The organism is Pseudoalteromonas sp. FUC4, from assembly GCF_008370255.1.
Taxonomy (GTDB): Bacteria; Pseudomonadota; Gammaproteobacteria; order Enterobacterales; family Alteromonadaceae; genus Pseudoalteromonas.
The window spans coordinates 405582-432386 of sequence record NZ_SEUI01000002.1 but is presented as its reverse complement, the minus strand read 5'-3'; the positions used below and the strand labels follow the sequence as shown (position 1 = coordinate 432386).

The 26805-nt window shown below is 36.9% G+C and carries 31 protein-coding genes and 1 pseudogene; 21 read left to right on the top strand and 11 right to left on the bottom strand.

Annotated elements, in window-relative coordinates; genetic code table 11:
• Positions 1–73: 73 nt before the first annotated feature.
• Entirely contained in the window at positions 74–337 is a 264-nt protein-coding gene (locus EU510_RS07970) for a type B 50S ribosomal protein L31 (protein ID WP_149593027.1), read from the bottom strand.
• 242 nt (positions 338–579) lie between these two features.
• On the opposite strand from EU510_RS07970, the gene EU510_RS07965 reads away from it, so the two are divergent.
• Together EU510_RS07965 and EU510_RS07960 are read left to right on the top strand one after the other, a co-directional pair.
• Positions 580–849 carry a hypothetical protein gene (locus EU510_RS07965; RefSeq protein WP_039487544.1) on the top strand — a complete coding sequence of 90 codons (270 nt, stop codon included), beginning with the start codon at positions 580–582 and terminating at the stop codon, positions 847–849.
• Positions 850–1174: 325 nt separating this feature from the next.
• Positions 1175–2131, top strand: coding sequence for a sensor domain-containing diguanylate cyclase (locus EU510_RS07960; protein ID WP_149593026.1), 957 nt, complete (start codon positions 1175–1177; stop codon positions 2129–2131).
• An 81-nt stretch (positions 2132–2212) separates the two neighbouring features.
• Here EU510_RS07960 and EU510_RS07955 read toward each other — a convergent pair whose 3' ends face one another.
• Together EU510_RS07955 and EU510_RS20065 are read right to left on the bottom strand one after the other, a co-directional pair.
• Positions 2213–3253: a metal-dependent hydrolase gene (locus EU510_RS07955; protein WP_149593025.1), complete on the bottom strand. Its 1041-nt coding sequence runs from the start codon at positions 3251–3253 to the stop codon at positions 2213–2215.
• A 264-nt stretch (positions 3254–3517) separates the two neighbouring features.
• A pseudogene (locus EU510_RS20065) lies at positions 3518–3771 on the bottom strand (LysR family transcriptional regulator); the annotation flags it as partial.
• A 163-nt stretch (positions 3772–3934) separates the two neighbouring features.
• Here EU510_RS20065 and EU510_RS07945 point away from each other — a divergent pair.
• Positions 3935–4414 (top strand): hypothetical protein, encoded by a 480-nt coding sequence (locus EU510_RS07945; protein WP_149593024.1) that lies wholly within the window; start codon positions 3935–3937, stop codon positions 4412–4414.
• Positions 4415–4436: 22 nt separating this feature from the next.
• Here the strand turns inward: EU510_RS07945 and EU510_RS07940 are convergent, their stop codons facing one another.
• Positions 4437–5324 carry a LysR family transcriptional regulator gene (locus EU510_RS07940; protein WP_149593023.1) on the bottom strand — a complete coding sequence of 296 codons (888 nt, stop codon included), beginning with the start codon at positions 5322–5324 and terminating at the stop codon, positions 4437–4439.
• Positions 5325–5440: 116 nt separating this feature from the next.
• On the opposite strand from EU510_RS07940, the gene EU510_RS07935 reads away from it, so the two are divergent.
• From EU510_RS07935 to EU510_RS07910, 7 genes are all read left to right on the top strand, one after another.
• Positions 5441–6613, top strand: coding sequence for an MFS transporter (locus tag EU510_RS07935; protein WP_024593033.1), 1173 nt, complete (start codon positions 5441–5443; stop codon positions 6611–6613).
• Between the two features lie 424 nt (positions 6614–7037).
• Positions 7038–7853 (top strand): 2,5-didehydrogluconate reductase DkgB, encoded by an 816-nt coding sequence (dkgB, locus tag EU510_RS07930; protein ID WP_024591732.1) that lies wholly within the window; start codon positions 7038–7040, stop codon positions 7851–7853.
• A gap of 79 nt (positions 7854–7932) precedes the next feature.
• A complete protein-coding gene (locus EU510_RS07925; protein WP_002958660.1) occupies positions 7933–8220 on the top strand; it encodes a putative quinol monooxygenase in 288 nt (95 codons plus the stop codon).
• A 699-nt stretch (positions 8221–8919) separates the two neighbouring features.
• Positions 8920–9264, top strand: a complete 345-nt coding sequence (locus EU510_RS07920) for a hypothetical protein (RefSeq protein ID WP_149593022.1) — start codon at positions 8920–8922, stop codon at positions 9262–9264.
• A gap of 26 nt (positions 9265–9290) precedes the next feature.
• A complete protein-coding gene (locus EU510_RS19890) occupies positions 9291–9449 on the top strand; it encodes a hypothetical protein (protein ID WP_188085408.1) in 159 nt (52 codons plus the stop codon).
• A gap of 109 nt (positions 9450–9558) precedes the next feature.
• Positions 9559–9963 carry a hypothetical protein gene (locus EU510_RS07915; RefSeq protein WP_002958658.1) on the top strand — a complete coding sequence of 135 codons (405 nt, stop codon included), beginning with the start codon at positions 9559–9561 and terminating at the stop codon, positions 9961–9963.
• 138 nt (positions 9964–10101) lie between these two features.
• On the top strand, positions 10102–10866 hold the full coding sequence (locus EU510_RS07910; protein ID WP_149593021.1) for a 2-keto-4-pentenoate hydratase: 765 nt from the start codon (positions 10102–10104) through the stop codon (positions 10864–10866).
• Between the two features lie 73 nt (positions 10867–10939).
• Here the strand turns inward: EU510_RS07910 and EU510_RS07905 are convergent, their stop codons facing one another.
• Together EU510_RS07905 and EU510_RS07900 are read right to left on the bottom strand one after the other, a co-directional pair.
• Positions 10940–11803 (bottom strand): delta-class carbonic anhydrase, encoded by an 864-nt coding sequence (locus tag EU510_RS07905; RefSeq protein WP_149593020.1) that lies wholly within the window; start codon positions 11801–11803, stop codon positions 10940–10942.
• Between the two features lie 96 nt (positions 11804–11899).
• Positions 11900–12553, bottom strand: coding sequence for a DUF6058 family natural product biosynthesis protein (locus tag EU510_RS07900; protein ID WP_149593290.1), 654 nt, complete (start codon positions 12551–12553; stop codon positions 11900–11902).
• 171 nt (positions 12554–12724) lie between these two features.
• Here EU510_RS07900 and dapA point away from each other — a divergent pair, with 171 nt between their 5' ends.
• Complete coding sequence (gene dapA / locus EU510_RS07895; protein ID WP_149593019.1) at positions 12725–13642, top strand: 4-hydroxy-tetrahydrodipicolinate synthase; 918 nt, start codon at positions 12725–12727, stop codon at positions 13640–13642.
• Positions 13643–13706: 64 nt separating this feature from the next.
• On the opposite strand, the gene EU510_RS07890 is transcribed toward dapA, so the two are convergent.
• Genes EU510_RS07890 through EU510_RS07875 form a run of 4 tightly spaced genes read right to left on the bottom strand, consistent with a single transcriptional unit; the run spans position 13707 to position 17221 of the window.
• Complete coding sequence (locus EU510_RS07890; protein WP_149593018.1) at positions 13707–14711, bottom strand: BtrH N-terminal domain-containing protein; 1005 nt, start codon at positions 14709–14711, stop codon at positions 13707–13709.
• A gap of 10 nt (positions 14712–14721) precedes the next feature.
• On the bottom strand, positions 14722–15123 hold the full coding sequence (locus tag EU510_RS07885; protein ID WP_149593017.1) for a hypothetical protein: 402 nt from the start codon (positions 15121–15123) through the stop codon (positions 14722–14724).
• Positions 15124–15136: 13 nt separating this feature from the next.
• On the bottom strand, positions 15137–16291 hold the full coding sequence (locus tag EU510_RS07880; protein ID WP_149593016.1) for a beta-ketoacyl-ACP synthase III: 1155 nt from the start codon (positions 16289–16291) through the stop codon (positions 15137–15139).
• 9 nt (positions 16292–16300) lie between these two features.
• Positions 16301–17221 carry a dialkylrecorsinol condensing enzyme gene (locus tag EU510_RS07875; protein ID WP_149593015.1) on the bottom strand — a complete coding sequence of 307 codons (921 nt, stop codon included), beginning with the start codon at positions 17219–17221 and terminating at the stop codon, positions 16301–16303.
• Between the two features lie 84 nt (positions 17222–17305).
• Between EU510_RS07875 and EU510_RS07870 the strand changes: the two genes are divergently transcribed.
• Positions 17306–17752, top strand: coding sequence for a DUF2141 domain-containing protein (locus EU510_RS07870; RefSeq protein WP_149593014.1), 447 nt, complete (start codon positions 17306–17308; stop codon positions 17750–17752).
• A gap of 24 nt (positions 17753–17776) precedes the next feature.
• On the opposite strand, the gene EU510_RS07865 is transcribed toward EU510_RS07870, so the two are convergent.
• On the bottom strand, positions 17777–18598 hold the full coding sequence (locus tag EU510_RS07865; RefSeq protein ID WP_149593013.1) for a HEAT repeat domain-containing protein: 822 nt from the start codon (positions 18596–18598) through the stop codon (positions 17777–17779).
• Between the two features lie 266 nt (positions 18599–18864).
• Between EU510_RS07865 and EU510_RS07860 the strand changes: the two genes are divergently transcribed.
• The 9 genes from EU510_RS07860 to EU510_RS07820 all read left to right on the top strand — a co-directional run bounded on the left by EU510_RS07860 (position 18865) and on the right by EU510_RS07820 (position 26750).
• Positions 18865–20889 carry a 2,4-dienoyl-CoA reductase FMN-binding domain-containing protein gene (locus EU510_RS07860; protein WP_149593012.1) on the top strand — a complete coding sequence of 675 codons (2025 nt, stop codon included), beginning with the start codon at positions 18865–18867 and terminating at the stop codon, positions 20887–20889.
• 69 nt (positions 20890–20958) lie between these two features.
• Positions 20959–21882, top strand: a complete 924-nt coding sequence (locus EU510_RS07855) for an ABC transporter ATP-binding protein (protein WP_149593011.1) — start codon at positions 20959–20961, stop codon at positions 21880–21882.
• Positions 21876–23027: an ABC transporter permease gene (locus EU510_RS07850; RefSeq protein ID WP_149593010.1), complete on the top strand. Its 1152-nt coding sequence runs from the start codon at positions 21876–21878 to the stop codon at positions 23025–23027. The genes EU510_RS07855 and EU510_RS07850 overlap by 7 nt, the downstream gene beginning before the upstream one ends.
• Positions 23018–23290 carry an acyl carrier protein gene (locus tag EU510_RS07845; RefSeq protein WP_010553044.1) on the top strand — a complete coding sequence of 91 codons (273 nt, stop codon included), beginning with the start codon at positions 23018–23020 and terminating at the stop codon, positions 23288–23290. Before EU510_RS07850 ends, EU510_RS07845 begins: the two co-directional genes overlap by 10 nt.
• Entirely contained in the window at positions 23290–24396 is a 1107-nt protein-coding gene (locus tag EU510_RS07840; protein ID WP_149593009.1) for a beta-ketoacyl synthase N-terminal-like domain-containing protein, read from the top strand. The genes EU510_RS07845 and EU510_RS07840 overlap by 1 nt, the downstream gene beginning before the upstream one ends.
• Positions 24393–24914 (top strand): hypothetical protein, encoded by a 522-nt coding sequence (locus EU510_RS07835; RefSeq protein WP_149593008.1) that lies wholly within the window; start codon positions 24393–24395, stop codon positions 24912–24914. The genes EU510_RS07840 and EU510_RS07835 overlap by 4 nt, the downstream gene beginning before the upstream one ends.
• A gap of 81 nt (positions 24915–24995) precedes the next feature.
• Positions 24996–25724 (top strand): beta-ketoacyl synthase chain length factor, encoded by a 729-nt coding sequence (locus EU510_RS07830; RefSeq protein WP_149593007.1) that lies wholly within the window; start codon positions 24996–24998, stop codon positions 25722–25724.
• Entirely contained in the window at positions 25724–26500 is a 777-nt protein-coding gene (locus EU510_RS07825) for a lysophospholipid acyltransferase family protein (protein WP_262501208.1), read from the top strand. Before EU510_RS07830 ends, EU510_RS07825 begins: the two co-directional genes overlap by 1 nt.
• Positions 26493–26750 (top strand): phosphopantetheine-binding protein, encoded by a 258-nt coding sequence (locus tag EU510_RS07820; protein ID WP_010553039.1) that lies wholly within the window; start codon positions 26493–26495, stop codon positions 26748–26750. Before EU510_RS07825 ends, EU510_RS07820 begins: the two co-directional genes overlap by 8 nt.
• Positions 26751–26805 lie beyond the last annotated feature (55 nt).

Below are 26805 nucleotides of genomic sequence, written 5' to 3'. Positions count from 1 at the left end.
AAGTTTTTATAATCAGCAAGTTATTTGAGCTTACAATACAAAATCCAAAGCGCACCCAAGCATGAAAAAACTATCAATCAGCTTTTTTAGCCGTAGATAGGTTTTTAAAACGACGATTAAATTGTGCCACACGGCCATCAGTTGCGACTGTTTTTTGTTTGCCAGTGTAAAATGGATGCGAGTCGCTCGATACGTCAATAGGTACATACGGATATGTATTACCGTCTATTTCTACTGTGCGGTTTGTTTTAATGGTTGAGCCAATAATAAAGTAAGAATCGGCAGCAGTATCGTGAAAAGCAACCACGTGGTAATCAGGATGAATATTTGGTTTCATAATACGTCTCAATAAATAATATGTGATAATGTATCATTTTAATTTAACGTATTTATTCTCTCATTGCAAATTATTAAAATGTTCTCTAAAAGGACCGTAATTGCTGGCTATTTGTGCAAACAAATCAAAAAATAAGCACTTGAATTAAAAATGCTGGCTATTGCTGTTTAGGCTGTTATAACTATATTTAAGAGTCAAAAACGTTAACAAATACGGTTATAAAGTTATTACAGAGGTTATGTATGAGTGACGCAACACAACAACAAGAACAAATTGATCAAGGGGTGATGGAAACCCTAAGAGAGCGCGACCACAGCACCTTAGCGCAGCAAGTAAACCCGCTAACCTGCAACCATAATGATATTGTAGAGCTACTAGCAAGGTATATGGCACTAAGCGAGCAAGAAGATGATGAATTGTTTGATACTTGGTTTGATAACCTAACTAAAGAGCAACATACTGTTTTAAAAGTGTTTGAAGTTTATCGCGGGCAGTATGAACACCAAAATTAAAGTGTTTATTTTTGTATGTATGCCAAATCCAGTGGCTATTTAAATAAAACTAAGTAGCCACTACTACTTTTTGTATTAAAGAGTACCTGTGTTGTATCCAAGCACTAATCCCACCTGTTTTAATCATAATTTATTGCCGATTGAACCTTATCTTTATTTAGGTACGACTTACTGATATTTATAAATATTTATTGCTATTTTTAGGTAATGTTCTAGTTTGAATAGGCAGACTGTTTATACTTTAGATAAGTTTATCAAATTATATACTCGAAAATATTACTCCAATTTCGCAATTTATAAAACATTTAAAATTAATAGAGCTTTAATGATTAAACCTGAGATTCCAAATAACGAAGCTGAGCGATTACACGCGCTTAGAGCATTAAAAATTCTAGATACGTCGCATGAAGAACGCTTTGATCGTGTTACGCGTATTGCCAAGCGTATGTTTAATGTTTCTATTTCATTAGTTACTTTGATTGACGAAGACCGCCAATGGTTTAAATCTAGGCAGGGGTTTGATGCGCCTGAGCTTCCTCGCGAAACCTCATTTTGTGGACATACCATAAATCAAGACGATCTACTAATCATCCCAGATACAGCCCAAGATAAAAGGTTTTTTGATAACCCCTTTGTCACAGGCGATCCTAAAGTACGCTTTTATGCTGGCTTTCCTTTAAAATTACGGGAAGGAGTCATTATAGGTACTTTGTGCCTTGCTGATAGTAAACCTAGACAACTCAATGATGAAGAAAAACAATTACTAAGAGATTTAGGCACGCTAGTTGAGCAAGAAATTCAATCTATTGAACTAGCTACAATTGATGAATTAACAAGAATCTCTAACCGACGTGGCTTTTTAAATCTTGCCGAGCATACGCTAAATGTCTGTAGACGAAACAAAGTGTCAATGTCGTTTATATTGTTTGATCTCAATAAGTTTAAACAAATTAATGATATTTATGGACACCACGAAGGCGATTTTGTATTGAATAAATTTGCACAAATTATGCTTAGTTCATTTCGAGATTGTGAAGTAATAGGCCGACTTGGTGGTGATGAATTTGTTGCGATGTTAAGCGACTCAGATGAAACAAAAGCAGGGACCGTATTGCAACGGTTTGCGGATGCAATAGAGTATACTAATAATACCTTAAATAAGCCATACAAAATTGATTACAGTGTAGGAGTAACACACTTTAAACACGATACCGGTAAATCGGTTGAGGATATGATTCAAGAAGCTGATTTCGCAATGTATCAGCAAAAAAAACAGCAGTAACTTCAATTATACAACTATGTAGTTTAACTGCCGCTTGAACTTAACTTATCCTACTCAAGTTAGTACGAACCTGGTATGGAGTTATTCGCTGTTGCAGTCATTTTTTGCAGCGGGTGAGGCTAAAGACACATTTGGTTGCCAAATCCTGTCCCATATTTTATGAAGATTGTTTAAGTTTGGTCTTTGACTTATTTTTTCAAAATTACCAAGACTCACCTCTGAACCATTTTTTTTGCCCACTACAAAATTAAACACATAGTTGCACTCCATCCCCATACGTAAATCAGAAAGTACAATATTGTTTTGCTGTTGGCGCACTGAATAAAACCCTTTAGTAAACCACTGCAAGCGTTTTACAGCCCATTCATCGCTAATATTATTTAACAATGAAGGCATTGTTTGATAAGCCGTTAATGTAACATCGCTGGGCGCGTCAAATACTGATGCATAACCTTCGTAGTATTGCCCGTCAGACATCACAACAATACGCCACAGTAAAGTGGTTAGCGGTGCAGGTGTACTAACATACTCATTTACTGGTATTTGCCTGTTGTTGAGAGCTGTTTTTACTTTGTCATCAATATTTACTTTTAAAATTAAAGCGCAAAATAAATATAAGCTACTTAAAACTAAGGCCACTGCATTTATACGATAAGCCGTTGCTGCTTTTATTTTGGGTATTAGCGTACATATTACGCCAATTAATAAAGGAAGCGTGTAAGCGGGATCAATAATAAACACACTAGAAGCTGCAAAGGGGTACTCAGTAAAAGGCCAAAGTAGTTGTGTACCGTACACTGTTAAGCTGTCTAATAGGGCATGCGTAGATAAACTCAAAAATACTAGCCAAAACCAGCGCACTTTATAAATTTGCATTCCCGCGTGTACTTTTAATATTAGCCATACGATAAGCGGACTAATTAATAAATGTATTAATAACGAATGGCTAAAGCTACGATGATAAGTAAACGCTTCTACTGGTCCGCTGTAAGCTAAAAATACATCTAAATCAGGGAGCGTGCCTAAAATTGCTCCCCATAAAACGGCTTTTCGACCTATTTTATTGCCTAATACCGCATAACCTACAGCACTGCCTAATGCTATCTGCGTTAAAGAATCCATGTTGATTAATACCTTTAATTACTACTTTTATTATTTATACTTTTTGATTATTAAAAAGCGTCAAAAAATCGGTTAAAACGTTTAATAAGCATATCAATATTAATACGCAGAACTTATAAACTAAGCCTAGGCCTTATAAAATCTAAAAACGCCACAATTCGCGGTGATACCGCACTGTTTCGCCGCTGCTTGCGCTAAGCGAAAACGTAAATAAAATGAGTTTTACTAACGGCCAAGTTTACGAGCATGTAAGTTCGAATCTTATAAATCACCAATACGTATGGCTAAGTCTGTTTTATGCTCGAGTAAATTAATAGTACTGCCGTGTGAGGTTATATCAAGCGTTATGTGAGGGTATTACTTAGCGAATTCACCAACTAAAGGCGTAAGTTGATGCAATACAAAAGGGTTTGCCGAGTCTATTAGCTGCTTGCCATTTGGCGATTGTTTTAAAGCTTTATGGCGTTTTCATCTGTGCATAAAGTATTTAGCCTTTCGCAGGCGTATTTTAAAAGTATAGCTTTCCTAGCATTTTAAATTAAGCAAAATAATACCCCGTGGCGACTTATAAATCCTGATCCCATTTAAGGTACGGGCGGTCAATTTGTTACCATGTTTGGAATGATAATTGCTTCTAATTATAAAAATAAAGTCGTCAATTTTTAGACACATGAGACAAAAATGAATTTTGGAACTCTTTCTTCACAGTTATACAATGACAATAGCTATTCGAATCTAAATAATTTAAATAAAAACACTGTAAAAATGGATGATCCTAGTAAAAGTCCAGAGGCTAAAGCAGACTCTTCTTTAAATAAAGACGCCGAAAAAACTACGAGCTCTACTGCAGCTACTGAAGACGCAAAGTCTATTATTAGCAGCGAAACAGAAGATTCGAGTGACAATTCAGCAGTTCAAATGAATAAAGCGATCGAGTCAATTAAAGATTTACAGAGTAAAATAAGAGAAATGACCAATAGTTCTGATACGCCCACAGGGGAAGCGATAGAAGAGCTAAGCGAACTTAAAAAGCAACTCGATAGTGAGCTATCGTCGATACAATTAACAGTGCGAAAAAATGTATCTACTTTAATGGATTCAATGTTTTCATCATCTTCAGATAATAAAAATTCAGGTTTGCTTTTTAATAACCAAGCATAATTTAACCTGCTTTTTAATATAGTTATAAGCTTAGTCGTGGCTTTATAAAATCTAAAAACGCTGTAATGCGAGACGATACAGCACTATTTTTATAATACACGGCTTGTACAACCTCTCGGTTATTAGGAGAGCTAACTGCACTAGGTAACACTTCAACTAATTTACCTGTTTTTAGGTCATTGCCAATCATAAAGTGAGAAAGTAGTGCCACTCCTTGGTTTGCAATACACAGCTGGCGTAGTGTTTCGCCGCTGCTTGCGCTAAGCGAAAACGTAAATAAAGCGGGCTTTACTAACGGCCAAGTGTTTAATTTAGGGGAGTCACTAAAACCAATTATTTTGTGATTTTGTAAGTCATCTATTTGTGTAATTGCTGTGTTGTTTTTTATATATTCTGGGCTGGCTACAATACGTAACTGGCTGCTGCCAAGTTTACGAGCATGTAAATTTGAGTCTTTTAAATCACCAATGCGTATGGCTAAATCGGTTTTATGTTCAAGTAAATCAATAATGCTGTCGTGTGAGGTTATATCAAGCGTTATGTGAGGGTATTGCTTGGCAAATTCGCCAATTAAAGGCGTAAGTTGGTGTAATACAAAAGGGCTTGCAGCATCTATTCGCAGCTTACCACTTGGCGCTTGTTTTAAAAGCTTTATGGCTTCTTCACCGGTATAAAGCGTATTTAACCCCTCGCGCGCATATTTTATAAAAGTATGTCCCTCTTCGGTAAGTTCTAATCGGCGTGTTGTTCTGTTTAGTAAAGTGCATTGCAGTGTATTTTCAAGGCGTGATACTGCTCGCGACACTTTAGCCACTTGTTGGTCGAGCAAATTAGCTGCCCCCGAAAAGCTTCCGCAATCTACTACCGTTATAAACGTTTCTAAATCTTCAGTTTTTGAATGAACCGCCATAAGTATACCAACATCACCTTTGCATTATTAACAAAAGTATTTTGTCACTAATACTGTTTTTTGCAAATGATATTTTAGCCAAACTACATTCTTCAAATATTAATGAGGATATAACTATGCCATTGGCTTTGTGGGCGCTTACCTTAAGCGCATTTGCAATAGGAACAACTGAGTTTGTAATAGTGGGATTAGTACCGACCATTGCAAACGACTTAGGCGTAAGCCTACCTTCAGCAGGTTTGCTTGTAAGTTTATATGCGGTTGGCGTTGCTATTGGTGCGCCGGTGCTAACAGCTTTAACGGGTCGTTGGAATCGTAAAGTGGTACTAATAAGTTTAATGGGCTTATTTGTATTGGGTAACCTACTTGCTTGGCAAGCGCCAAGTTACGAAACATTAATACTTGCGCGCATTTTAACGGGGCTTGCCCATGGTGTGTTTTTTTCAATCGGATCGATGATTGCCACTAGCCTAGTAAGCAAAGACAAAGAAGCCAGTGCAATAGCCATTATGTTTACCGGGCTTACTGTAGCACTCGTAACTGGTGTGCCACTAGGTACATGGATTGGACAACACTTTGGTTGGCGTGCAACGTTTTTAGTTGTGTCGGTATTAGGTTTAATTGCATTAATCGGCAGCTCTATTTTAGTGCCAAAAAACTTAAAACAATCAATACCAGCCACGTTTAAAGAACAACTACAAGTAATCGTAAAACCGCGTTTATTACTCGTATATTTAATGACGATACTGGGCTACGGCGGCACGTTTACAGCGTTTACTTATTTAGCACCTATTTTAGAGCAACAAACAGGTTTTGCGCCTTCGGCTATTGCCTTAATAATGCTTGTTTACGGCGTATCGGTAGCGATAGGTAATATTTGGGGTGGAAAGTTGGCCGACAAACGCGGCCCAATTAGTGCCCTGAGCATTATATTCAGCGCTTTGAGTATTATTTTACTGATATTTACCTTTACGATGGAATCAAAAATTGCTGCTGTACTTACTATTTTAGTCTGGGGCGCATTTGCTTTTGGTAATGTGCCAGGCTTGCAACTTTATGTAGTAAAGCAAGCACAAAAGCACACGCCAAATGCGGTAGATGTTGCATCAGGTTTGAACATAGCCGCATTTAATATTGGTATTGCACTTGGCTCAATTATTGGCGGTAGCGTAGTAGAGAACATGACCCTGCAAGATACAGCATGGATAGGCGCCGTTATCTCTGTTTTAGCACTTGGTGTTACACGCTACAGCGGTATGCTTGATAAACGTGAAATTCAGCAAGCGTAAACTATCTTCTGTTAAGGTTGAAACTAAAATTAATGACCTCATACCTGTTATGAGGTCATAGAATTTTAAGTGACAGTCTTAATAAGAAGTAAAAGGTGTATTTCGTAAAACTATAGGGCGTGTTGCTCTTTGGTTGTTGAATTTGCAGTAGTAAGTTTGGTTTTTAGGCAAGGCAGAGCCTATGTAGTGTGGTTGTTCCCCATAAATAGGCGATAACGCAGCATAAAAACCAAACATACACTGCCCGTTGGGTTCTTTCTAGGAGCGATTAACTCTTTGTTGCTCGGTTTTTACTTAGCCCACTAGGTTACAAACCTCGCGCCGCGATTAAATCGCCCCTAGATTGAACAAATTTCAATCCACAAAGAACAACACGCCCTAGTGAAGTTTGTATTTCAAACCGATTATTTTATAAGGATAAACCATGACAAAACGTGTAATAGAAATGCCAGAACTAGGTATGGGAACATTCCGTTTGGAGGGCGACACTGCCTATAACTCAGTAAAAATGGCGCTCGAAGTTGGGTTTCGCCATATTGATACTGCACAAATTTATGGCAACGAAGAGCAAGTAGGCCAAGCCATAAAAGATAGTAATATTCCGCGCAGTGAAATATTCTTAACTACCAAAGTGTGGAATAACAAATTAAATAAAAGCGACTTTATCCCAAGCGTTAAAAAGTCACTTGAAAAGCTACAAGTTGATTCGGTCGACTTACTGCTAATTCATTGGCCATCGCCTGCTAACGACGAGCCAATGAGTGAATACCTTACTGAATTACTAAAAGCGAAGCAGCTTGGTTTAACTAAGCACATTGGTGTATCAAACTTCACCATTGCAAACTTAAATGAAGCAATGCAAACGCTTGACTCGCGTGAAATATTTACCAATCAGGTTGAGGTTCACCCATATTTAACTAATACTAAATTACGCGCATTTTGTGCTCAGCACGATATACATGTAACTGCGTATATGCCATTTGTAGTAGGTAAAGTACTTAAAGATCAAACTATTATCGACATTGCTAAAAAGCACGATGCAAGTCCAGCACAAGTTGTTTTAGCATGGGTTAACGCAAGCGGCATGACGACAATTCCATCTTCAACTAAGCGCAAAAACTTAGAAGATAACTTTAACGACCACGTTAAATTAGATGATGAAGACATAGCCCGCATTGATGGTCTAGATTGTGGCGACCGCCAAGCAACACCAGAATTTGCGCCGCAGTGGGATCAGTAAACTTACCTCAAACGCAAAGTTAAACTAAATATTTTAAGGTGTAGATTATCTACACCTTAACTTTTAAAAAGGAATACACATGTTAACGGTTATAGCTGCACTGTCGTGCAAAAATATTGATGCAGATGTAATGCTTACAGCACTTGAAAACTTACAAAAGTCATCGCGCCAAGAAGTAGGGTGCTTACGTTATGAACTATCGGTAAAAAGTGATGATGAACATACCGATTACGTTGTTAGTGAACAGTGGGCGTCTGACGAGCACTTTGAAGCGCATAAAAACGAGCCACACTTTAAAGCATTTGGTACGCAAGTTACTGGGCTTTTAACCAATAGTAGTATTGATGTATATAAATCAATTGGTTAAGCAGTTTTATACCACTTAGCTAAACTACATAACTAAGTAAATACTCAAATAGGTGCTGTTAACTTACATCACCTTTTATTCTTACACTCCAACCTGCCTAAATACCCAACTTCGCTAATATGAATGAAACCTATTAGGACTCTTTTTTGTTAATTCGCATTCGTAGTGCGTCGAAATCAAAAGAGGTTTATAACTTTATAAAAAGTCGTTTTGGTATCACAACCCACTCTAATAAATAGCCTATTTAATTTGTTGTTTACATTAAAGTTCTCTGGTGTAAATATAGAAACACTCATAGGCACTCTTAAGTGCTTTGGTGCATGAAAAGTATAGTGAACGATGTAACATCAATCACTAAAAAATTACTAGCTAAAAAATAACAGCCAATAAAGCCTAGGGCCTGTTTATCTTTCGAGGTTAAACTTGCAGCAGACTGTTTGGTATTTAGGCAAGGCAAAGCCTATGTAGTGTGGTTATTCCCCATAAATAGGCGATAACGTAGCACAAATGCCAAACATGCGCTGCCCGAAGGGTTCTGCCCAGGGGCTATTTACTCTTTATTGCTCGGTTTTTACTTAGCTAACTAGGTTACAAACCTCGCGCCGCGATTAAATAGCCCCTAGATTGAACAAATTTTAATCCTGAAAGGTCAACAGGCCCCAATATCTTTAAGCTGTATCAATTTATATGGAGATAATAATGAAAAAATTAATCGCAATAGTAGCGTTGTTAGGCTTTGCCTCTTTTGCACAAGCTAATGATAGTTTTGTAGTGAATGCCAAATTTTATGATAATAAAAACTTAATTGGCTCACCTGTTTTAGTAGTCAAATCAAATGAAAAGGCGTCAGTTTCAGTCGATAATTCGTATAGTTTTGCTCTTACAGTAACGCCAATCGATGATTCTACTGTTAGTTTAGCAACTGACCTAAAACTAGGTGGAAAACATATGGCTCCCTCTTTAGTTGTTGAACTAGGCAAAGAAGCAAGTATTAATATTGATGGCAAAGAGCTTTCAGTTTTAGTAAGCAAATCAAGTAGCTAATAAGTTAAAAATTAGGAATATAATTAATGAGAAACTCAAGAAATGAAATAGTAAAATATGGAGTCTCTTTTGGTACGGCCCTAGCAATTGCTATTTCGTGGAGTGCTAATGAGTCTGTGTTATGGGCAATTTTTCACGGTTTTTTATCTTGGTTTTATGTTATTTGGCATGTAATCGCGCGATAAATGCTTTCGCGTGTGCACTCATTGATTATGCTGATTGCGGTCAATGTTAATACTCGAGCAATTACCATTTAAAACGATTAAGTTAAAAATATAAAAGGAATATTTAATAATGAAAGGTGCTGGTGGAAGCTCTGGTGGTATTGGGCATTTTTTTATTGGTCTAATTATGATGTGCGGTGGCTTTTATATGCTGCTAAACGCAATTTCGGTGACCTCTAATTTTGGACTAAGTTCTCGCATTTATAGTGTTAATGCTTTAGGTGGCTTTGGCGTTACAGGCGGCATGGTTATGATCCCGTTTATTTTTGGTGTGGGTCTGATTTTTTATAATTCTAAAAACATTTTAGGCTGGGTGCTATCTCTTGGCTCGTTAACAGCACTCATATTTGGTGTTATATCGAGTGTTCGATTTAGTATGCGAACTATGACGTCGTTTGATTTGATTGTTATTATAATTTTAGCGTTTGGTGGCTTAGGACTGTTTTTACGCTCGCTTAAATCTATTGATACTTAAATAATTACCATGCTTTGTTTTAAATACAATTTTAATTATAGGCATTTAACATGATGTTCTAATGCCTAAACTAATACATTAATAATGTAATCCTTCCCATTTACTGCTTAACCAGTAACGTATTTTAAAGAGATTTATGTGAACAACTCAATACAGCTAAAACTAATTGCTACTCACTTATTAGCACAAAGAGAAGAAAACCCAGCACGTTCAAATTTTCCTAAAGAGTTAGTACTAGACTCGACTGACGATGCGATGGAAGTACAAAAGTTGATGATTTATTTAAATGATCAAACTGTATATGGCTGGAAGTGTATGCTGCCTTTAGATGATGGCTCAATTATATTAGCGCCTCTTTTACATGCACCTATAAAACAAGCTGAAAATTGCCCACTGTATACAACAAATAATAAAGCGCTTATAGAACCAGAAATTGCATTTATTTTGCAAAGCGATTTACCAAGTAACAATACCTATACAAATGAAGACGTAGATACTGCATTTGCCAGTGCCCATTTAGCACTTGAGCTTATTCAAAAAAGGTTTGATGAAGATACTCCAAGCACTCACATTGAAAAGCTGGCCGATGGCCTATCTAATCAAGGCGTGTATTTAGGCCCACAAATAGATAAAGCCAAAGCGTATAACGCAAGTACTGTAAATATTAATGTTAAGCAAACTGAGCTGGAGTTAAATTTGGCAGGTTTGCACCCTGCAGAACTTGCGCAGCTTCCACTTTATTGGGCAGTTAATTACTTATCAGCAAAGGGAATTAACTTAAAAGCAGGGCAAGTGTTTATAACTGGTTCTTACTGTGGTGTTGTTGAGCTTAATACTAATGAGCAAACATGTATTACATATGAAGATTTAAATACATTTAATGTGACATTTTTATCCCATTAAGCGTAATACTCATTTTAACGGTCATAATGAAACAACCCACTAATTAGCGGGTTGTTTTTTATTTGGCTAAATTTTAATTATTGATTTTAGAGAGTAATGCAGGATTTATTACGAGATTTCGTACGCCGTGAGCATGATCTTCATTAAAGGTGTTACTTTCACACCATTTACCAACACTGTTTATATCAACCTTTGCCACTTTTGGTTTAACTGACCATGTTACTTGGAAAGGAGAGCCTGCTTCGTTGTAACTCGGGCCAGTAGTTGAACCGCTATAAACAACAGGTTTACCCGTATTTGTAGGTGTAGCAATAGCTTGATAGTAACCATTAACAGATGACACGGCGCTTATTTGAGCAAAATCAAGTGCGTTAGCATCGTTTACTAATACATATACTTGAGCTTCAACACGTAGTTGCGGATTTTTAATCGAATCACTTAAACAACTCCCCAAGGTAGGGCCTGGTTTTACAATTGCTGACGTATGAACGTTATGAACCTCAATGGTATCGCCAACTAAAAGCGCGCCGTGATCGCTTGGACAAACTTCAATTTTTGCTGGTTTACTTTCACTTTTAGTTAAAGAGCCTGAATATAAGTAGCCACTTTGAAAACCTTTTCCATTACCATTTCCTGCATATTTACTAAACTCGCCACCGGCATGTTCAGCATTTTTATGAAAGTGTATATTACATAAGTTCATATTTGATGAAGTTGAGGCATGAGAGAAAACTGCCGTGTTTTCGCCTTTATAATTATCAATATTGCGTGGAGATTGTGGGCCAAAGCCTTTGTTAGCGGTGTTTTTAGCAAGCGCTGCACGCTGCATTTTTATTATGTCGTCATTTACTATTTCGTGGTTAGCTTTAGCTAGTGTATTAAAAGACAGGATGGTGATTACAGCAGAAATTACACTTATTTGTGTTTTGATTGTCATTGAGTCAGTGCCTTTAAATTATATTTTGCATAACAATTAAGTTAACAGATCTTGTTTTTCGTCAAATAATCCTAAAATAATTAAACTAATGCAAAACTATTTAATAGATAAATCGTATTTTAAAATAAGTGCATCTATATAGCGGGTGCGTAATGTGTGTTGTTTTTCATGATCGGCGCCATGCCCTAACGCTTTGTTCAAAAGCTTCATGGCCGGGTGCAGTAGCGCTCTTTCTTCTTGGTTTAAACTCGCTTTACTGCGCAGTTCTGTAATGTCGTCAACTAATAGCCTGCCAATATCTACCGAGACTATCTCGTCTATTAATCCATTTTGAGTAAGTACACCATACTTACTGCATAAAAACTGTTGCCAAACTTGCTGTAAGTGCTCGTCTATTTCACAGCCAAATAGCTCTTCGCTAAACGTAAACCCTTGCTGAGCGAGTTTAGTTAGGCTTGCAGTATATTGCTGCGCAAAAAAATTAAAAGCATGGCTTGATGATTCTATTTTTTGTTTTAAAAGACCTTGCCCCCAATTAACACAGCCGCGTGGATAATAGTCGTCATATTCTTCGCATTCATACAAACCCGAATATGAGCTGCAGCTAAGTTGACTTTTAATACAGTAACTTGGTTTGGGGAACACACTTCGCTCTTGCCAAGCTAAAAGTGTATCTGCATCTATGTTTAATGCTTGGCACAGTTCATCGGTGTTATAAAAATGAGTTGCTAAGTAGTCAGATAAACGCATAAAGCCTCTGGTATCGTTAAAAATAAAACACTGTTTATATATACAGCCATTCATTTTGTATTACCAAACTCAATAACACAAGCGATTTTATAATTAAATGTGCGCTTATACCTCCAAAAATACTGGTAAGTATGTTACAAATAGCGCAAGTTTTATAAATAATGAATTTTTATGCGCACCCTAGAGAAAATTAAACAAGCAAGCCTTATTACAGCTATTAAAACGCCATATTTAGCAAACGGTGAAATTGATCTCGCAAAGTACGATGAACTCGTTGAAATACAAATTGCAGCGGGCGTTGATGGCATTGTAGTTGGTGGCACAACAGGCGAAGGCCAGTTAATGAACTGGGAAGAGCATTTAATGCTTATAGCGCACAGTGCAAACAAGTATGGTGAAAAACTGGTTATTGTTGGTAATACCGGTAGTAACAATACCCGTGAAGCGATTAAAGCAACTAAATATGGCTTTGCCAGTGGTATGGATGCAGCACTGCAAATTAACCCATACTACGGTCGTACGTCAATCGCGGGTGTTAAAGAGCACTTTAAACGTGTGCTAGATATTGGTCCTGCCTTTATTTACAACGTAGCCGGTCGCACAGGCCAAGACCTAACACCTGATATTATTGAGCCACTGGCACAGCATGAGCATTTTATTGGTGTTAAAGAGTGTGGCGGCAATGAGCGCATAGCCCATTATGAGCAACAAGGTATTGCATGTTGGTCGGGTAACGATGACGAAAGTCATGATGCACGCCATACGTACAAAGCGCATGGTGTGATTTCGGTTACTTCTAACCTTATACCTGGGTTATTTCGTCAGTTAATGGATACACCAAGTAACGAGCTAAATGCGTCGTTACAACCATTGATGAACTGGTTGTTCTGTGAGCCAAACCCGATTGCTATTAATACCGCCATGATGATGACAGGTGCTGTAAACCCAGTATTTAGATTACCGTATTTACCGCTTAGTGATGAACAACAAGCTCAAGGCGAAGTGTTAATTAATGAGTTAAATAACAGCGATGTTGTAGGCGGCGCAGCTAAGTGTATTAAGCAAGGCGATATAGCACTACTTTCTTAGTAATTAGGTGGCAGCTTTAATCTGTTTATTAAAATAAAAGTCACGCTAAGGTGACTTTTAACATTTAAGCGATAGCTGAAAGTAGCATTTTACTCAGTTTTGCTTCTTCTTCAGCTACTTGTTCAAGTTTTTTTGCGATATCATCTAAGCTAATATCACCGCGCTTCTTACAATACTTTACGGCATCCATTGCAAACTCTCGCCATAAATCACCTACTAAAGTTGTGTGCTCTGCGCACTGGTTGAGTGCAGGTATTTGACATATTTCGGCTGCCTGCTCTAAAAAGCTGGCGTACATAAATCTAAAACCAGCCCCACCGGTGCCTATTTCCTCTTGCATACGCACAATATGCGCTAAATAAAGACGCGTATATTTAGGTGTTTTTTTATCAAGTAGTCGTATTTGTTTTGCCATATGACGAATGCCTTTAAAACCAAAATACGGCAATATGAGTCCATTCATCATTTTTGCTGTTTTTTTGATTGCAGGCTTAATCACTTCATTGAGCTCAATATTCGATGGTGTACTGCGAATAACATACATTAATCCTTTTGCCGCGAGTGCACCTTTTGCAAAGCGTGCATTTTTTAAATCTTCTGCGGGGCACGTTACTGGATGCTCAAAAACAGGGTCACTAATAAGATATTCGCCCAGAGCATTTTTACCATAAACAATTAGATTATGTGCATTAAAGTGAAAGCGCATATCTTCAGGGAAGTAAGGCAGCCAATATACAGAGCTTTGTAAACCAACTAAATTGCCTTTAGCTAGCTCATCATCGAGTGCTTGCATCCCATCTTGTGCATTTGAAAACTTACGCGTTTCTAATTCAATATTTAATTTTTTACATACCTTTTTAATGATTGTTTTTGGGGGCATGCGATAAGCAATTAATGGCATCCCACTAATTTTTACAAAAGGTAAGTAAGCAAAGGTAAGTGCTGAAGCAAGACCAAAAGCCATCGGCTCGCTCATATCAATGCCTTTACTTTGTAAAAGTGTGGCAACTACACCCGTTTCACAATGTGAAGATTGTAGGTGGTTAATAGGTAAAATAATATCAGGCATAGAAGGTTCGTTATTGTGAGGGCAGTGAGAGTAAAGCGTCACGACTAATTTTTAGTGTATCGCAATAGCGGTTAATTTTTTTATCAGATAACGTTAAAAAAATAGCGGGACGCAAATGACGATTAATTTGCCATTGAAAAAAGCCACTCGCGGCAGCAAGAGTCGCCACATCAAAGCGCCTAGCTAGCATATGATAACCAAGCGGAGAAATTAGCCCCGAATGAGCATCAGATAGAGCTTGGCTTGTTTGTTCATTTAAATCGTCTACCGCTAGTTGGGTTGCAAAATTTTCTACTTCCCAGCCAGATGATTTAACACCGTGATAATGTCCGCTGTCGTCTACCGCGTAAAGTAACTTGTTTTGACCCTGATAGCTTTTGCTATTATCTTGAGGTACTTCATCTTTTTTCATAATGGACTCTAAACTATTGGTTTACGACACTTAATTGCATAAATGCACTTGAAAAACGACCGCTCTCAGGTACATAACACAGTAGCTTTTGACCATTAATTAATTTACCTGATTTAAAAAGCTCATCAAGCATAATGAAAATAGATGCAGACCCTGTGTTGCCTTTTTCTGTTAAGTTAGTAAACCATTTGTCGTAAGAGATTTGAAAGTCAATATTATTTAATCCTTCAAATAAACGTTCGCGAAAGTAACCTGACGAATAATGCGGCAAAAAGAAATCATAATCACTGGCTTTTATGGCGCGTTTTTTTATTATTTTACTAAGTGCATCTTCAACCGTGAATTTAACGATGTTTTCGTTAAGTAGTTTTACATCTTGCTTAACAGAAAGTATTGATTGTTGTTCACGTTCTTTTGAATCAAAACGGGTCCAACTTTTTAATGCGCCATCTATTTTTTCAGCCCCTGCATACATACACGCTTCAAGTTGATCTGCATAAGAAACAATATCAATCCAATCAATACGAAGTGATAAACCTGTAGGGTTAGCATGGTTACTTAATAATGCTGCGCCAGCACCGTCAGATAACATCCAACGAAGGAAGTCTTTTTCAAAAGCTATTTCAGGCTTCTGGTTGAGCATATCAACTTTATAATCGCTTTCGGCGGCAAAGTTTCTTGAGTGCATTACATTGGATGCAAGCTCACTGGCAACGACTGCACTGTGCTTACTCTCACCAGCCTTAATATTTAAGTAAGCATATTTAAGAGCCGTCATTCCGCACAAACAAATACCTGCAGTTGAGATAACTTCAAGACTTGGGTTTTTAAGCTCTCCATGGACCATTACACCATGATTAGGCATGATCTGATCAGCCATAGAGGTACTTGCCACCAAAGAGTCTAGTTGCTCTAGTTGGGTACCTTCTTTAGTAAATAATCCTTTTACAGCTTCAGCCGCTAACGATGCATTTGTGTAATTATATTCGCCAGTTTGTGGATCAATAGCGTAATGACGATTTTTTATTTGATTGCTGCGTAAAATAACAGGTTTAGCGCGCGAGCGTTGCCCTCCAACTTCACCTAATACAACTTCCATTTCTTTATTATTAACAGGGCTATTCGGTAAAACAGCATGTAAGTTATTTATGTATACGGCATTTTCCATAACGTAAAACTACTCTCCAGAAGGCTCAGCAAAATAGGCTTTTTGCTTTGCAATTTTTTTTCTTGTTAAAGGGGCAATTAATTTTTTTATTATTGCTGTAATTGGCACCACAGTAATAATTAAGGTGAGCAAAAATAGCACATAGATTATAAGCCCACAACTTCGACGCTTTGAGTGCATAGGACCCAAAGCTGTTAGGATTTTACTCCAAATCTTAAAGCTATGTTGACCAACACGTTCACTGGCAATAAATCTCTCATTTACTTTAACTGCTCCTAATCCTTTTAATACAGAATGTTGAAGCTGTTGCGTATTGGGTAAATTGTTAATTGATTTTTTTATTGCGATACCAAAGCGGCTTGCATCAATAATTTCTTTTTCGGCGATACCTGCTGCAGGCACCCACGAAACAGGTTTTTTCTTTCCTGTGAACATCCAAAGTGGTGTTGCTAAAAAGCTAAAGCCAGTACCGCATTCATCACTAAGCACCACATTATCGATTAGGTTAGCATTGACATTTTTAAGTAGCTGTTTCATTTTTTCTTGTGCGCTTAACCACATGCCACGACAACCAATAACGGTAATAACGGGTTTATTGTTTAGTAGTTTATTTGCTTGTGGTGATTGCATAAATGATGAAATAGGGAGCGATGGAGATAAAAACCATACTTGATACGTTAAAATAATTAAGTCGTAATCGCTATGAGCGGGCTCAACAACTTTCATTGGTTGCGGCGTCATTTTTACGCATTCAGGAAAAATATGAAAAAAGGTTAAAAAAGGCCAAGGGAAAGGGTATTCTTTTTCAGGTTTTAAATTAAGGTAATCTACCGTAATTTCATCATCATTTTGCAGAGGTTTTACAATTGAATCTGCAATTTTGGTGAGTTGACCTGTTTGAGAATAATGAATAACGAGTACTTTGTGCATCCTTTTACCTTTTATAACTTCCTAATAGTCAGCTATTATACCCAATATAAAAACTCAAACCACACTAAATTGGATGATTAACTGATGTATAAAATAGTTATTTTCGCTTTTACTGTACTATTTAGTTTTAAATTATTTGCTGTAGAGCAAGGTTACTCTCTTGATATTTCGTTCGCTAAGTTTAGGCAGGTTGAAGGTCAATCACACTTTCAAGTGCTTGATTGCAGTAATATAGACTTAGCATGGGATGATTTACCAGAGATTCGAGTACAAAATTTTACAGTAACGAGTGATGAGCATAAAGTAACGCTGAATGAGTTACCAGAAGGTCGTTATTGTTTGCGTTTTTTTCAAGATCTAAATGGAAATGGTCTACTTGATGTATCGTCGAGTTCGATTCCTAAAGAACCAGTTGGGTTTTCCAACAACCCTAATTTAATGATGGGGCTACCATCACCCGAAAATAGCATGTTTGAACTTACAAGTAGTAAATCTATTAAAGTAAACGTTAATTACAAAAAACGCCGTTAAATTACGGCGTTATTTATAAATAAGTTATTTAAGCTGTTTAATAATTGCAGCTAAATCAACATCACCTGCTTTGTAATACGGGCCATTTCCATCAATATCATCAGGGCAATGCTTTCTAACTGCACGAATAGGGCTGTTTTCTTCAGCGTCTTCAATTAGTGTTTTATATCGTCCGGTTGCATCGGTTGCTAAACCTTTGCATACCCACGCTAAAGTATCGAATTTGTGTTGTTCGCTTGTTTTGTAATTTTGAGCAAAATACTCAGCAAGGGTGTCGCCTATTTTCTTAGAGGGTAGGCCTTTAGATGTGTACTGTTGGGCGAGCAATTTAATTTCAGTTAAATTTTCACTAGCTATATCAAACAGGACTTTATCGTCACCTTTAAGCGAGGGAATGTCCGACTTAGGGGCATTTTTTTGTAAGTTTGATAAATCTACGGACCCAATTACAAATTGCTCAGTACTATCAGAAGGTAATCGCTTTAATGATTTTTTTGCATATTTACGAATTTTTTTATGTGCATCGCTATTAACTATAGTCGAGAGTAAATCTCGGTAACGCGCGTTTCCTGTCTCACCTAAAGCTCGACACGCCCATGCCATTGTATCTAATTGGTAATCAGCTGCAGCTAAGTAGTTTTTGGCTAAGTATTGGGCTAAAACATCTAGCACCTCAGGGTTGCTGTTGTTGCTAGATACAATAGACTGAGCAGCTTGTTTTACTTGACTAATATCGCCTGAAATTAACCGGTCATAATTGAGCTGCTCACTTGTTGTTAGTGCAAATGCAGAGCTTGATAATGCAGCTAAACCTAAGCCCATTAATAATGGTTTTAATGAAAACATAACGATTCCTTGTATAAGAGGGAGTAAAAAGAGTAATAATATATTGTTAATTTTTTTAAATATAGCACTCTGTATTTGAAAGTTAATTAGTATAATAAACTTGTTAACTATCATAGTCATCACTTTGCTACACAACAAGATATATTATTTATTTGTTTTTAAATCAAACTGTTTTGTCGTTAATTTTAAAATATCGCAGTAAATTTTGCAGTCATAATTAAAGCTTGTTACTCTAGCGCGGTTTTGAGCCACTTTGTGTTGTTTTTATGTTATATAGCCATTTGTTTACGCCTTATCAGTTAGGTTCCACTACACTAAATAATCGTGTGGTGATGGGCTCTATGCACACAAATTTAGAAGAGTTACCTCAAGGTTTTGAGCGTTTAGCCGCTTTTTATGGTGAACGTGCCCGCGCAGGTGTTGGTTTGATTATTACCGGTGGTATTTCTCCAAATCAAGAAGGAATATTAGCGCCTAACCGTAGTGTCTTAGATTCTATAGAGGGAGTTGAGCAACACAGGTTAATTACAAAGGCTGTTAAAAAACACGATACAAAAATTTGTATGCAAATATTGCATGCAGGGCGCTACGGTTACCATTCTAAGCAAGTTGCACCATCAGCTATTCAAGCGTCTATAAGCCCTTATACTCCAGCAGAATTAACCCATCAACAAATAGAAAAACAAATAGATGATTTTGTGCAATGCGCCAAGCTCGCTAAAAAAGCAGGGTACGATGGTGTCGAAATTATGGGTTCTGAAGGGTATTTAATAAATCAATTCATTGTTAAAGCGACAAACCATAGAGATGATCAATGGGGCGGTTCTTATAAAAACCGTATTCGCTTTGCAGTTAGTATTGTAAAACAAGTTCGCGCTGCTTTAGGGCGTGACTTTATAGTTATATTTCGTTTATCTTTGCTTGATTTAGTTGAAGGCGGCAGTACTTTTGATGAAGTATTACAGTTGGCGCAAGAGCTAGAACGTGCAGGTGTTGATATGCTTAATTCAGGTATTGGTTGGCACGAGTCGCGCATTCCTACTATTGCAACGAGTGTCCCAAGAGCATTTTTTTCATCCTTAAGTCAACGGCTAAAAACAGCAGTAACAGTGCCTGTTATTACGAGCAACAGAATTAACACTCCAGAAGTTGCAGAACAATTACTTGCAGGTAAACATGCTGATTTTATTTCTATGGCACGCCCTTTTTTAGCCGATAGTCAGTTTGTCTCAAAAGCGAAAGCGGGTAATTCTGATCAAATTAATACATGCATTGGCTGTAATCAGGCTTGTTTAGATAATATCTTTATTAACTTGCCAGCCACATGTATTGTTAATCCTCGAGCTTGTAATGAAACGCTAATGCCTGTTAATAAAACGAATAAGGTAAAACAAGTTGCTATAGTAGGTGGTGGCGCTGCAGGAATGGCTTGTGCTATTTATGCCGCAGAACGTGGCCATCAAGTTACTTTATTTGAAAGCGCATTAGAGCTGGGTGGGCAACTATTACTTGCAGCCAATGTACCTGGAAAAGAAGAATTTAGAGAAACGTTACGCTATTTTAAAAGCCGTTTAAAAAATCTAAATGTTACAATTAACTTAAATATAAAAGCGAATATAGCGGCTTTAGCTCGTTTTGATCACTGCGTTATTGCTACGGGGGTAACAGGTTTAACCCCTCAAATAGAAGGTATTAAATTACCAAATGTAATTAGTTATGAGGCAGTGCTTAGCGCTAAAGTAAAGCCAGGCGAAAAAATTGCAATAATTGGCGCTGGTGGAATAGGTTTTGATGTTGCAGCTTATATAGTTGCAATGAAAAGTCAGTGTTTGAATCTTGAACCTTCAAACTTACGTTTTAGTGAGCAATGGGGTATTGACTTAAGCGTCGGCAATGCAGGTGGTATAAAAGGAAAACCCGTCAAATCAACAGTATCAAGTGAAGTGTATTTACTACAACGTAAATTACGAAAACACGGTGCAGACTTAGGGAAAACGACAGGCTGGATACACCGAGAGCATTTAAAACAGCAGGGAGTAAAAATGCTTGCTGCTGTGAATTATCAAAAAATAGATGAAGAAGGTTTGCATTTAAATATACGTAACCGTGAACGAATATTAAATGTGGACCATGTTGTAATTTGTAGTGGTCAGCAGTCGGTACTGCCAGAGTATCATCATCAACTAAGCAGTTTAATGCCAGTTAGCTATATAGGCGGTGCGTTAAACGCTGAAAAATTAGATTTGCAAAGAGCGATTGGCGATGCATTTTCTGTTGCGCAAAGTTTATAGATGGTTACGCAGTCCACTATTAATAGAATATAAAAATTCAAAGGAATATTTAATGGTACAGGGAATAGTATGGCGAAGTTAATGCCAATTATGTTGGCGCTAAAACAAGTGAGTTTTGGCTATAAAGCAAATATGCCATTGAGTGTTAATAATATATCACTCAATCTTGCTCAAGGTAGCTGCACTGCTATTTTAGGACCTAATGGAGCTGGAAAATCAACATTAATTTCATTAATGAGTGGTCTTTTGACTGCTCAAACAGGTCAAATTAGTTACCCTTTTTATTCACTGTATACGACCCAAGAAGCTATAGCCCAAAAAGTTGCTTTAGTACCGCAAGATTTTGCTTTTTATCATGAACTTAGTGTGCACGATAATTTAGCTTTTTTTGTGTCCATAAGTGAAAAAAATCGCAGTTTACATTCAAACCATATTAAATCGGCTATACGTGCATGCGGGCTTGATGATGTTATTAATAAAATGGCGGGTTCTTTATCTGGTGGATATAAGCGTCGCTTAAATATTGCAATTGCCTTGAGTAAACAGCCAGACATTATATTTTTAGATGAACCGACGGTAGGCATAGACCCATTATCTCGTGATGCAATAATTAATTTATTATTGGATTTAAAACAACAAGGTAAAACCTTGGTTTATACCTCTCATTTATTACATGAGGTTGAATTGCTATGCGATGAAGTCGTATTTTTAAATAATGGTAAAGTCGTTGCGAATGAGCTTTTAAACAATCAAAAACCGTCTTTAAATTTCACTACTGTTAAGCCTTTATCTCCAAGTCAAATAGCCCTTTTTAAACAGCCGATAACCATTTTAGAAAATGGCGGACATCAATTAAAAGTGAGTAATAGCGAGCAGCTAGCATCTACTTTTACAGTGCTTGCTAATTTGAGTCATGATATTAAAACACTGACATTCTCAAATAGTCATATAGAGCAACTGTATCGTGACTTATTTTCGGAGTCATCATGTTAATCCATACGGTAAAAAAAGAAGCCAGGTTAATTGCAAATGACTTACACAGCTTAGCCGTACTATTACTTATGCCTATTGTGTTTATGGTTATTATGACGATGGCAAGCAGCCAGTCGCAAAAAAATATACAAGCAAACCTAACACTCAGTGTAATTGGGCTAGAGAATAGTGCGAATAGTAATGTTTTAATCGCACTTTTAATTGCACAGGGTTTTACTATAGATAAAAACAATACCGATAACAGATTAACAATAGAAGCCGGTGTAGATAAACAAATTTTAATGCGCCAAGGTAATAGCCAGTTACGGTTAGATATAAGTGACGACCTTGCGCCGCAAACGCGATTACTAATGACTGAAAAATTGAAAGCGAGCTTATCTCAATTAAAACTCTATTTGTATATGCTTGATACAGGTGATTTATCTCAGGATTTATCTTTAGATGAGCAAGTTAATCAAGTTGTTGAATCATCAGATGTAAGTTACTTATTAGAAAAGCCGTTAGCTAAAGCGTTACACAATCCAGCGTTGAATAGCATTCCTGCTTGGTGGGTATTTGGTATTTATTTTATTGTTTTGCCTATTTCACTCACTTTTATTAATGAGCGTAATAATGGCACTTTGGTTAGATTAAAAACGTACCCAATTAGTATGGCTCGCTATTTTTATAACAAAGCGTGTGCTTATGTAATTGTCAGCCTTATACAAGGCTGTTTACTTGCAATCATAGGTTGTATTGCAATTCCCTACTTTTTGAATTTACCTTTACTACCGCTGTATGGTTTATTGCTTAGTATATTTACATTTATAACCGCTAGTTTTACTGCAATTGCCTTTGCTTTATTATTAGCAAGTATGGTGTCGAGTTATGAACAAGCAATTGTTGTAGGTGGTGGGGTCAATATAATTTTAGCTGCATTGAGTGGCTTTATGGTGCCGCTTGAAATTATGCCTGATAATTTAGCCGCGCTGGCAAATGGGTCGCCAATGTATTGGTCAGCTCAACTATTACGACAACTGATGAGTGAATCAGTTGATCACACTTTTTGGCAATATACAGCATCGCTTTGGAGTTTTTCATTGCTATGCTTTGTTGCTGCATTATGTATATTTAATAAAAAAATGAGGAATTTGACATGGAATTAGCCGAATTAAAACTACAGTTAAAACAATTGATTATCACTGAATGTGATAAAGAGGATGATTTTGAGCCCGCTGATATTATTGACTCAGAGCTATTGTTTGGAAGTAAATCACGCATCAACTTAGACTCATTAGATGCTCTACAACTCTCATTAGTATTAAAACAAAACTTTGGCATTAAAGTCGAAGGCTCTAAAGAAACGCGTAAACATTTACAGTCTATAGATACAATTGCCGACTTTATTATTCAAGAGCGTGCTAAGTAATGAATAAACGGGATGTATATTTAAATGCCAGCGGGGTCTTATCGGCACCATTAAGTAATAAAACAAGTAGTGTTGTAAGCACTATTGAAGATGAAAGTGTGGCATTTAAATCATTTCGAGAAGAAATAAATTGTAGCGATTTTTCGTGTATTTTAAGTTATTTTGATGCCGTTTTATATCCTCTTTTTAAAAAGTTGAATCTATCAGCTAGTGATTTAGCAAAAACTAATTTATTTTTAGGATCTACCTCTTTAGACATCAGTGCTGTGGAAGTGGGAGATGAAGGTAAGTTGTGGCTATCTAAAACAGATAAAATTAGCCAAGCATTAGTAAAACGATATGGTTTAAATGAGTTGGAATTTACGTTTAGCACAGCATGTACAGCAAGTGCTAATGCATGTTTGTATGCTTCGCGTTTAATAAGTACCGGAAAAATTGAACATGCATTGGTTATAGGTTGCGAATTTTATAACCCTTTAACAGTTGAAGGCTTTAAGTCGTTAGATTTAATTAGTAAAACAGAATTAATTGCATTTGCTAAAGGTCGTTCTGGCTTAATCTTAGGGGAGGGAGTTGCAGCTCTTTATTTATCATCGACGCCTAACGCGCAGTGCAGTCTCAAAATGCTGGGTGGTGCATCGTCATGCGACACTTATAGTTTAACAATGACTCAAGAAGATGGCAGTCACATTGCACAAGTTATTAATGATTGTTTATTACAGGCAAATATCCAAAGTGATAATATAGATCTAATTAAAGTGCATGGTACCGCCACGCTTGGGAATGATGAAGCAGAGTGCAATGCTTTAACTGCATTATTTAATACATCAGAAATAACTCAGGGTCCTCCTCCTATTATTGCTTTCAAACCTTTTACAGGGCACACGTTAGGCGCATGTGGTGCAATTGAAATTGCATTATTTGCTGATTGTTTGAGTAAAAAATCGTACACCCCGCCAGATTATATAAGTAACAATAACGATTTAATGTGGCCTTTTTATAAAGGAAATGATTTTTCACAAGTGAACACTGTATTATTTAATTACTTTGGTTTTGGCGGTAATAATGCGGCTTTGGTTTTTCAGCGTTATAGGGGTACTGAATGAAAGAAGTCGGCAGTAGTTATTTAAGTTTTGAAAAAAAGCTAGATGTAAAAAGCTTAAGGCAACTCGTAAAACAAGAAACAGGTTTACAGGTTCGTAGGATGGATTCTTTTACACTAATTGCGTTACTAGCAGTATACCGTGCTAAAGGGGATATTGAACTAAGTGCAAAGAGTGGTTTGTATAGTTGCGCGGATTATTTTTCGAGTGATTCAATGCAATCAATGTTAATTGATGTACACCAAAACAACCCTATAAAACCATTAAGTTTTGTAGCAAGTGTTGGTAATGCAGCAAACTATTATATAGCTAATACGTATGCGATTGATGGTCCAAACATTTTTATAGGTAGTAGTAAGCAAGCAATAGAAAAAAATAAGTTGCTAGCTGAAACCGATATGAGCTTAGGCTTGATTGAACACGCTATTTTACTGGTTTGGCAAGAAGATGAAAACCAACGAGAATGTTGGGCGAAAATAATCCAAGATGATGATTTTTTCGGCGAACGTGGTGTTATATGACAGTTTTCCTTGAATCAAAACAAGTGCGACTGTAGAATCTAGCCTCTTTTTGTCACCACTGCTGTAATAGGGATTATTACATTGAAATTTATTATCAAAAAATGCATCGCTTGGGGCGACGGAAAAATAAATCACCAAGATTGGCAATCATACTCCAACAGTATGATAGTAAACCCGCAAACGTTAACTCTTCCTGAATTAAAACAGATACCTGCGATGCAGCGAAGACGTTTAAGCGCATTTGCTAAACTGACACTCCACTGCGCTTTAGAGGCAAGTGAAGGATTTCAGCATAACATCCCTAGTGTATTTTCTTCTCGCCATGGCGACCTACACAAAACGACTAAATTAATTGCAGCTGTTGCAGCTAAAGAAACGCTTTCTCCAACTAACTTTGCGTTATCAGTGCATAATGCTGTGGGTGGTTTGTTTAGTATTTATGCTGGAAATAAAGCACCGCTTTGTGCTATGTCCGCAGGTGAAGATAGTTTTTTTATGGGATTAGTAGATGCTCTTGCAAAGCTGCAAATGCATGGCTATGAGCGTATTTTATATGTATATAGTGACCAAGCTGTACCTGAACATTACCAACCTTATGTACAACAAAAACCTGACAATATAGCAGTAGGGTTGCTTATTGAACCGTGTGAAAGTAGTAACGGTTTTGAACTAAAATGCACCGGTCATCATCATGTAAGAGAAAGCGAAGCAGCTGAGTTACAAGCTCTCGATTTTTTAAAGTTTTATTTTTCACAAAATAATACGTTAGAAATAAACTCAAAAAGATATCAATGGCAGCTGTCGCGCTAATGAAAACTCAATTGATAAAAGCATACCGTATTATTGCAACAGGCAGCGCCTTCGCCTTGTTTAGTGCTGGTGGTTTGGCATTGTCTGTTATTATCTTTTCAATTCAACGACTTATTTATCGTGATGTAAATAAACGAAATCAAGCTGCACGAACTGCTGTGCATTATTCATTTAAATTTTTTGTGGGTTATATGCGCTTAGTTGGCATTTTACGCTTAGATGTAGATAAGATCGATGCAATAAAACAAGCAAAAGGGCAGTTAATAATAGCTAATCACCCATCTTTAATTGATGTTGTTGTGCTTATTTCTATTGTGCGCAATGCAGACTGCGTTGTTAAAGCTGATTTATGGAAAAATCCTTTTCTAAAAGGTGTAGTTAAAGCCACTGGTTATATTAATAATGATGCAGAGCCAGATTACTTTTTAGGGCAATGTAAAAAAAGCTTTGCCAGTGGAAACAATCTTATAGTGTTCCCTGAAGGAACGCGAAGTGTACCAGGTAAACCTTGGCATTTTAAACGAGGGGCTGGAAATATTGCGCTCCGAACTCAAGTTGATATTTTACCAATCTTAATTGACGTAAACCCAATAACATTAACCAAAGGACAAAAGTGGTATCAGGTAACTGAACGCCGTTTTACCTTTAAGATGCGTGTTTTACCTCCTTATTTGATAGAACCTTATATACAAGACGATCAGGTAACTAATTCGGTACGCAAACTAACACGCGATTTACAAGCTTACCTTAACGAGGAAAAATTAAAATATGAGTGATTTAAGCACTGAAGTTAAACAACTAATTATCGAAACTTTAGATTTAGAAGACATTGAAGCCGCAGATATTAACGATGAAGAAGCACTTTTTGTTGATGGTTTAGGCTTAGATTCAATTGATGCACTTGAATTAGGTGTAGCAATTAAAAAAGCATACGATGTAAAAATTGATGGAAATACCGATGACAGTAAAAAGCATTTTTACTCGGTTAAAACTTTATGTGATTTTATAGCTGCAACAAGGGCATAACATACTGCGTTTTTAAAGCGATACAGTATTTGGATATATATATGAATAATGAAAA

Excerpts from the sequence above, each read along its gene's own strand:
- EU510_RS07855 (WP_149593011.1), top strand. The coding sequence starts at position 20,959 with ATGGCGAAGTTAATGCCAATTATGTTGGCGCTAAAACAAGTGAGTTTT.
- EU510_RS07890 (WP_149593018.1), bottom strand. The coding sequence starts at position 14,711 with ATGCCTGATATTATTTTACCTATTAACCACCTACAATCTTCACATTGT.
- EU510_RS07870 (WP_149593014.1), top strand. The coding sequence starts at position 17,306 with ATGTATAAAATAGTTATTTTCGCTTTTACTGTACTATTTAGTTTTAAA.
- EU510_RS07885 (WP_149593017.1), bottom strand. The coding sequence starts at position 15,123 with ATGAAAAAAGATGAAGTACCTCAAGATAATAGCAAAAGCTATCAGGGT.
- EU510_RS07825 (WP_262501208.1), top strand. The coding sequence starts at position 25,724 with ATGAAAACTCAATTGATAAAAGCATACCGTATTATTGCAACAGGCAGC.
- EU510_RS07875 (WP_149593015.1), bottom strand. The coding sequence starts at position 17,221 with ATGCACAAAGTACTCGTTATTCATTATTCTCAAACAGGTCAACTCACC.
- EU510_RS07965 (WP_039487544.1), top strand. The coding sequence starts at position 580 with ATGAGTGACGCAACACAACAACAAGAACAAATTGATCAAGGGGTGATG.
- dkgB (WP_024591732.1), top strand. The coding sequence starts at position 7,038 with ATGACAAAACGTGTAATAGAAATGCCAGAACTAGGTATGGGAACATTC.
- EU510_RS07935 (WP_024593033.1), top strand. The coding sequence starts at position 5,441 with ATGCCATTGGCTTTGTGGGCGCTTACCTTAAGCGCATTTGCAATAGGA.
- EU510_RS07880 (WP_149593016.1), bottom strand. The coding sequence starts at position 16,291 with ATGGAAAATGCCGTATACATAAATAACTTACATGCTGTTTTACCGAAT.
- EU510_RS07955 (WP_149593025.1), bottom strand. The coding sequence starts at position 3,253 with ATGGATTCTTTAACGCAGATAGCATTAGGCAGTGCTGTAGGTTATGCG.
- EU510_RS07860 (WP_149593012.1), top strand. The coding sequence starts at position 18,865 with ATGTTATATAGCCATTTGTTTACGCCTTATCAGTTAGGTTCCACTACA.
- EU510_RS07845 (WP_010553044.1), top strand. The coding sequence starts at position 23,018 with ATGGAATTAGCCGAATTAAAACTACAGTTAAAACAATTGATTATCACT.
- EU510_RS07970 (WP_149593027.1), bottom strand. The coding sequence starts at position 337 with ATGAAACCAAATATTCATCCTGATTACCACGTGGTTGCTTTTCACGAT.
- EU510_RS07840 (WP_149593009.1), top strand. The coding sequence starts at position 23,290 with ATGAATAAACGGGATGTATATTTAAATGCCAGCGGGGTCTTATCGGCA.
- EU510_RS07920 (WP_149593022.1), top strand. The coding sequence starts at position 8,920 with ATGAAAAAATTAATCGCAATAGTAGCGTTGTTAGGCTTTGCCTCTTTT.
- EU510_RS07835 (WP_149593008.1), top strand. The coding sequence starts at position 24,393 with ATGAAAGAAGTCGGCAGTAGTTATTTAAGTTTTGAAAAAAAGCTAGAT.
- EU510_RS07945 (WP_149593024.1), top strand. The coding sequence starts at position 3,935 with ATGAATTTTGGAACTCTTTCTTCACAGTTATACAATGACAATAGCTAT.
- EU510_RS07820 (WP_010553039.1), top strand. The coding sequence starts at position 26,493 with ATGAGTGATTTAAGCACTGAAGTTAAACAACTAATTATCGAAACTTTA.
- EU510_RS07905 (WP_149593020.1), bottom strand. The coding sequence starts at position 11,803 with ATGACAATCAAAACACAAATAAGTGTAATTTCTGCTGTAATCACCATC.
- EU510_RS07940 (WP_149593023.1), bottom strand. The coding sequence starts at position 5,324 with ATGGCGGTTCATTCAAAAACTGAAGATTTAGAAACGTTTATAACGGTA.
- EU510_RS07900 (WP_149593290.1), bottom strand. The coding sequence starts at position 12,553 with ATGCGTTTATCTGACTACTTAGCAACTCATTTTTATAACACCGATGAA.
- EU510_RS07850 (WP_149593010.1), top strand. The coding sequence starts at position 21,876 with ATGTTAATCCATACGGTAAAAAAAGAAGCCAGGTTAATTGCAAATGAC.
- dapA (WP_149593019.1), top strand. The coding sequence starts at position 12,725 with ATGCGCACCCTAGAGAAAATTAAACAAGCAAGCCTTATTACAGCTATT.
- EU510_RS07865 (WP_149593013.1), bottom strand. The coding sequence starts at position 18,598 with ATGTTTTCATTAAAACCATTATTAATGGGCTTAGGTTTAGCTGCATTA.
- EU510_RS19890 (WP_188085408.1), top strand. The coding sequence starts at position 9,291 with ATGAGAAACTCAAGAAATGAAATAGTAAAATATGGAGTCTCTTTTGGT.
- EU510_RS07915 (WP_002958658.1), top strand. The coding sequence starts at position 9,559 with ATGAAAGGTGCTGGTGGAAGCTCTGGTGGTATTGGGCATTTTTTTATT.
- EU510_RS07960 (WP_149593026.1), top strand. The coding sequence starts at position 1,175 with ATGATTAAACCTGAGATTCCAAATAACGAAGCTGAGCGATTACACGCG.
- EU510_RS07925 (WP_002958660.1), top strand. The coding sequence starts at position 7,933 with ATGTTAACGGTTATAGCTGCACTGTCGTGCAAAAATATTGATGCAGAT.